Source organism: Planktothrix tepida PCC 9214 (assembly GCF_900009145.1).
Classification (GTDB): domain Bacteria; phylum Cyanobacteriota; class Cyanobacteriia; order Cyanobacteriales; family Microcoleaceae; genus Planktothrix; species Planktothrix tepida.
On record NZ_LN889809.1, the window covers coordinates 1 to 5,323 of the forward strand.

The 5,323-nt window shown below is 41.9% G+C and carries 4 protein-coding genes; all 4 read left to right on the top strand.

The genetic code is table 11. From position 1 onward, the window contains the following. On the top strand, nt 1-2,255 hold a 2,255-nt coding region (locus tag PL9214_RS19780), incomplete at its 5' end, for a cell surface protein (RefSeq protein WP_072720495.1). A 64-nt stretch (nt 2,256-2,319) separates the two neighbouring features. After that, complete coding sequence (locus PL9214_RS19785; protein ID WP_072720496.1) at nt 2,320-2,517, top strand: NAD(P)H dehydrogenase subunit NdhS; 198 nt, start codon at nt 2,320-2,322, stop codon at nt 2,515-2,517. 566 nt (nt 2,518-3,083) lie between these two features. Next, nucleotides 3,084-3,767, top strand: a complete 684-nt coding sequence (gene bioD / locus PL9214_RS19790) for a dethiobiotin synthase (protein ID WP_072720498.1) — start codon at nt 3,084-3,086, stop codon at nt 3,765-3,767. 159 nt (nt 3,768-3,926) lie between these two features. Further along, nucleotides 3,927-5,147: a M20 metallopeptidase family protein gene (locus PL9214_RS19795; RefSeq protein WP_072720497.1), complete on the top strand. Its 1,221-nt coding sequence runs from the start codon at nt 3,927-3,929 to the stop codon at nt 5,145-5,147. Nucleotides 5,148-5,323 lie beyond the last annotated feature (176 nt).

The window sequence follows — 5,323 nt, forward strand, 5'->3', positions numbered from 1 at the left end:
GAAATTTTAGCTTTCCCGTTATTTCCGAAAATGCGATCGCTTTAAATCCGACTGTAGCGGAAACTAATATATTTCAACCCAGTTTAAATAAAGAGTTAGGGAAAGTAACACAATTCCCCAGCGAAGTGTCTCAACAAATAGCAAGTGCTGAAATTAATCAATCCTCGAATTTAGAGATTTTACTGAATAAATCAGCTACGGAAAAAAGGGGGAATTTTAGCTTTCCAGTTGTGGTGGAAAATGCGATCGCTTTAAATCCGACTGTATCAGAAACTAATATATTTCAACCCAGCTTAAATAAAACTGGTGCAGAAAAATTAGCCCACTTTTCTCCACCAGCCCCTTTAGAAATTGCTCAAGCAACACCTGAAACTCTACCCTCTAACCCTGAAGTTCCACCTTCTCCACCTTCACAACCTGACGTTCCTCCAACTATTCCCATTCCCACCACACCAGCACAAGCTGAACCTGAAGTATTAGTCGCAGAAATCGCAGTCAGTGGAACGGAAAATACAACATTAATTGATAAAGTTTATAGCGTTATTTCCACCCAACCCGGACGAACAACAACCCGTTCTCAATTACAAAAAGATATTAACGCCATTTTTGCAACCGGTTTATTCCGAAATGTCAAAGCCGTTCCAGAAGATACCCCTCTTGGGGTGCGAGTCACCTTTGAAGTTGAAGAAAATCCGCCTTTAAAACAAGTTGTGATTGAAGGCGATACGGTTTTACCCGAAGAAATTATTAATCAAAGTTTCGCTGATCAATATAATCAAACGATTAACCTGAATCAAATCGAAGCCGGGGTTAAAAAAATAAATCAATGGTATCAGGATAATGGCTATGTTTTAGCACAGGTTGTTGCTGCACCCGAAGTCACACGGGAAGGAGTTGTTACCCTACAAGTCGCTGAAGGGGTGATTGAAACTATTGAAGTGCGTTTTCTCAATAGTGATGGAGAAGCGACCGATGAAGAGGGAAAGCCGATTGAGGGAAGAACGAGAGACTTTATTATTACCCGTGAAATTCAGTTAAAACCTGGGGATGTCTTTAACCAACAAACCGCACAACGAGATTTAGCCCGGGTTTTTGGGTTAGGAATTTTTGAAGATGTGCGATTACAATTAGAACCGGGAAAAGATAATCCCCGTGAAGCGACAGTGATTGTTAATGTGATTGAAAAAACAACGGGTTCCTTAGCATTTGGGGGAGGAATTAGTTCTGCTGCTGGATTATTTGGAACCTTAAGTTATCAAGAAATTAATTTAGGGGGAAATAACCAACGTTTAGGGGTGGAATTAGAAGCGGGAAACCGAGTTTTTCAAGTCGATGTCAGCTTTACTGATCCTTGGATTGCGGGTGATCCTTATCGAACATCCTATACGATTAATGCGTTTAGACGGCGGACAATTTCTGTTGTTTTTGAAGATGGGCCACGAGAAGTTCGTTTAGCAAATGGTGATCGTCCCCGTGTAGTTAGAACCGGAGGCGGGATTAGTTTTACTCGACCTTTTGCAGAGAATGTTTTTGCTGATCCAAATTGGGTTGCATCCCTGGGATTTCAATATCAACGGGTGGACATAACAGACTCCGATGGGAATATTACCCCAACCGATGAATATGGTAATCAACTTAGTTATAGTGGCAGTGGATCAGACGATTTATTGACCGTTCAATTTGGATTAGTTCGAGATCGTCGCAATAATAAACAACAGCCAACTTCCGGGTATTTATTACGGTTTGGGACAGAACAATCAATTCCTGTGGGTTCAGGAAGTATTTTAATGAATCGTTTGCGGGCGGGATATACCTTTTATGTTCCGGTTAACTTTTTCACCGGTTTTATTCCCAAAGGCCCTCAATCTTTTGCCTTTAATTTTCAAGCGGGAACAGTTGTCGGAAATTTACCTCCCTATGAAGCTTTTCCTTTAGGAGGAACAGCGTCGGTGCGGGGTTGGGAAGAAGGAGCGATCGCCTCAACCCGTAGTTTTGTGCAAGGATCAATTGAGTATCGTTTCCCGATTTTCTCGAATTTTATTGGGGGAGCGTTATTTGTTGATGGGGCGACGGACTTAAATTCTCAAGGTACAGTGCCCGGTTCTCCAGGAGGGGTGCGGGATAAACCCGGAAGTGGCTTTGGTTATGGTGCAGGGGTGCGTTTACAAACTCCCTTGGGGCCAGTTCGGATTGACTATGGGATTAATAATAATGGGGATAGTCGGATTCATTTTGGTCTAGGAGAACGGTTCTAAGCTGATGTTGAGCGTCCAATGTTACGATAAACTAAAATTCAGTTCATCCAACGGTTGAAAGATTATGATTTTGCCAGGTTCCGCCGTGCGAGTCACAAACCCCGTCGATATTTACTATGGTTTCCAAGGTCTCGTTCAACGAGTCAGCGACGGTAAAGTCGCCGTTCTCTTTGAGGGAGGAAACTGGGATAAACTCGTCACTTTTAAACTCTCTGAACTAGAAGCAATTGATACCACTGCTGGACGCAAAGGCAAAAAATAATCAGTTATTAGTTATCAGTTATCAGTCATCAGTTATCAGTTATCAGTCAATATTAACTATTATAGCAGGAGTCCCAAGTCAGATGGGGGGTTTCTCCACCCGTATAGATGCTTAACAATTAAGGATTATAGCCATCATTGATGTCCTAATATGAGGTTCCAGTGCTATAATTATCAACTAATAACTGTTAACTATAGCAATCCCAAATAGATTGTAATAATTTAAAACTGATATGAAACAGCCAGAAGTATTATCCCTGTTCCCTGTTCCCTTTTGAACCGAAATTTTGGATACAACTCAAATAGGATTGCTATATCAACTATCAACTGATAACTGATAACTGATAACTGATAACTGATAACTGATAACTGATAACTGATTTATGCGTCTTCCTTTTCCTATATTTTCAACCTCTCGACGTCCTCAGCAACATATCGCTGAAGTGANGACAAGGGGACGGGGGGATGAGGGGACAAGGGGACGGGGGGACAAGGGGATGGGGAGAGGGGGAGGGATGAGTTTTGAATTTTGGTATATTTAGCATTAATAGAAATCTAATTGGGGAAATGGTGAAAAAGAGTTTATTGGTGGCGGGAACGGATACAAATGTGGGTAAAACGGTATTAACCAGTGCGTTAATTTCCTATTGGCAAACCTATTATTTATCTCGGAGTTTAGGGGTTTTTAAACCGATGCAAACGGGGATTGGAGATCGAGAGTTTTATCACCAATATTTTGCTTTAAATCAATCTATTGATGAAATTAATCCTTTACACTTTGAAGCACCTCTAGCTCCTCCCATTGCGGCAGAATTGGAAGGTAAAACAGTCGATTTAAAGTTGGTTTGGTCGCAGTTTTGTCAATTACAACAAAGCCGAGATTTTGTATTAGTAGAAGGGTTAGGAGGATTAGGGTCTCCGATTACCCATGAATTAACAGTGGCTGATTTAGCACGAGATTGGCATTTACCAACAATTTTAGTGGTTCCTGTGCGGTTAGGAGCGATCGCCCAAGCCGTTGCTAATGCCGCTTTAGCTCGACAAATGGGGGTATTGTTGCAAGGATTGGTTTTAAATTGTGTTGAACCTTGTTCTCCAGAAGAAATTAAAAATTGGACTCCCATTGATCTGATAGAATCTTTAACTCAAATTCCCATTTTAGGAATTTTGCCCTATATTAATACGCTTACAGATCGGGAAAAATTGGCTCAAATTGCATCTAATTTAGACCTAGAGACAATTTTTTCTTAATCCCCTTGTGGGGGAGAGATTTTCAATCTCACACCCCACAACAAAGACGCGACCTGCACGGGGCTCTTATTTTTAGGCAGAGGAATTAGAAATCATTTGTTGAGAAATGTTATAATTACTATCACTTCTTAACATAGTTTTTAGATTTTCTGCACGCCAATGGTTTCTACAATTCCCAGCTTAAATTCAGTTCATGTATCCAAACTCCGACTGGATATTCGTAATTTGCAACCCCAGTTAGTAGAATGGCGACGGCGTTTACATCAGTATCCTGAACTGGGATTTACCGAAACCTTAACAGCAGAATTTGTTTCTCAACACCTGAGAAAATGGGGAATTGATCATCAAACGGGAATTGCCAAAACCGGAATTGTTGCCACCATTGATAGTGGAAAACCAGGGCCGGTTTTAGCCATTCGTGCTGATTTAGATGCCTTACCGATTCAAGAAGAAAATAATGTTCCTTATCAGTCTCAACATCCGGGAATTATGCACGCCTGCGGTCATGATGGTCACACCGCAATTGCGTTAGGAACTGCCTATTATTTAGCTCATCATCGCCATTGTTTTCAAGGCATAGTGAAAATTATTTTTCAACCCGCCGAAGAGGGGCCAGGGGGCGCTAAACCGATGATTGAAGCGGGGGTTTTAAAGAACCCGGATGTGGATGCTTTAATTGGGTTACACCTGTGGAATAACTTACCCTTGGGAACCATTGGCGTTCGCAGTGGGGCGTTAATGGCGGCGGTTGAGAAATTTCAATGTACAATTTATGGAAAAGGGGGACATGGTGCAATTCCCCATCAAACCATTGATTCCATTGTGGTTGCTTCTCAGGTTGTTTTAGCGTTACAAACCATTGTTTCTCGGAATGTTAACCCCTTAGAGTCTGCGGTTGTGAGTGTGGGTTCCCTTCATGCCGGAAAAACCGATAATGTGATTGCCGATAGTGCTAAAATGCTGGGAACGGTTCGATATTTTAATCCCACTTATCAAGGCTTTTTTGGCAAACGTGTTGAACAAATTATTGCTGGCATTTGTCAGAGTCATGGAGCCAGTTATGAACTCAATTACGCGCCTTTATATCCGCCTGTTATTAATAATAAACGGATGGCAGAGTTGGTACAAAGCGTAGCGGAAACAGTGGTGGAAACTCCGGCGGGAATTGTGCCTGAATGTCAAACCATGGCAGCCGAAGATATCTCTTATTTTCTGCAAGCGGTTCCAGGTTGTTATTTCTTTTTGGGATCAGCAAATCCCGATAAAAATTTGGATTTTCCTCACCATCATCCCTGTTTTGATTTTGATGAAACGGTCTTAGGAATGGGTGTAGAAATGTTTGTTCGTTGTGTGGAAAAATTCTACACGCTGCATCATTAATTCTGGATTCAAGGCGATGAAATTGTTGCAGATCCAAGGTTAAATTTGACACTCCCACCCCTACGCTACGCGCTTAGGGAGCGGGCAAGGTTCGAGTGTCACCACTCTCCCCTCCCCTAAGAACCGTACATGATGGTTATCCCAATCATACGGCTCAAGCCTTGCTTCAAGCCTTG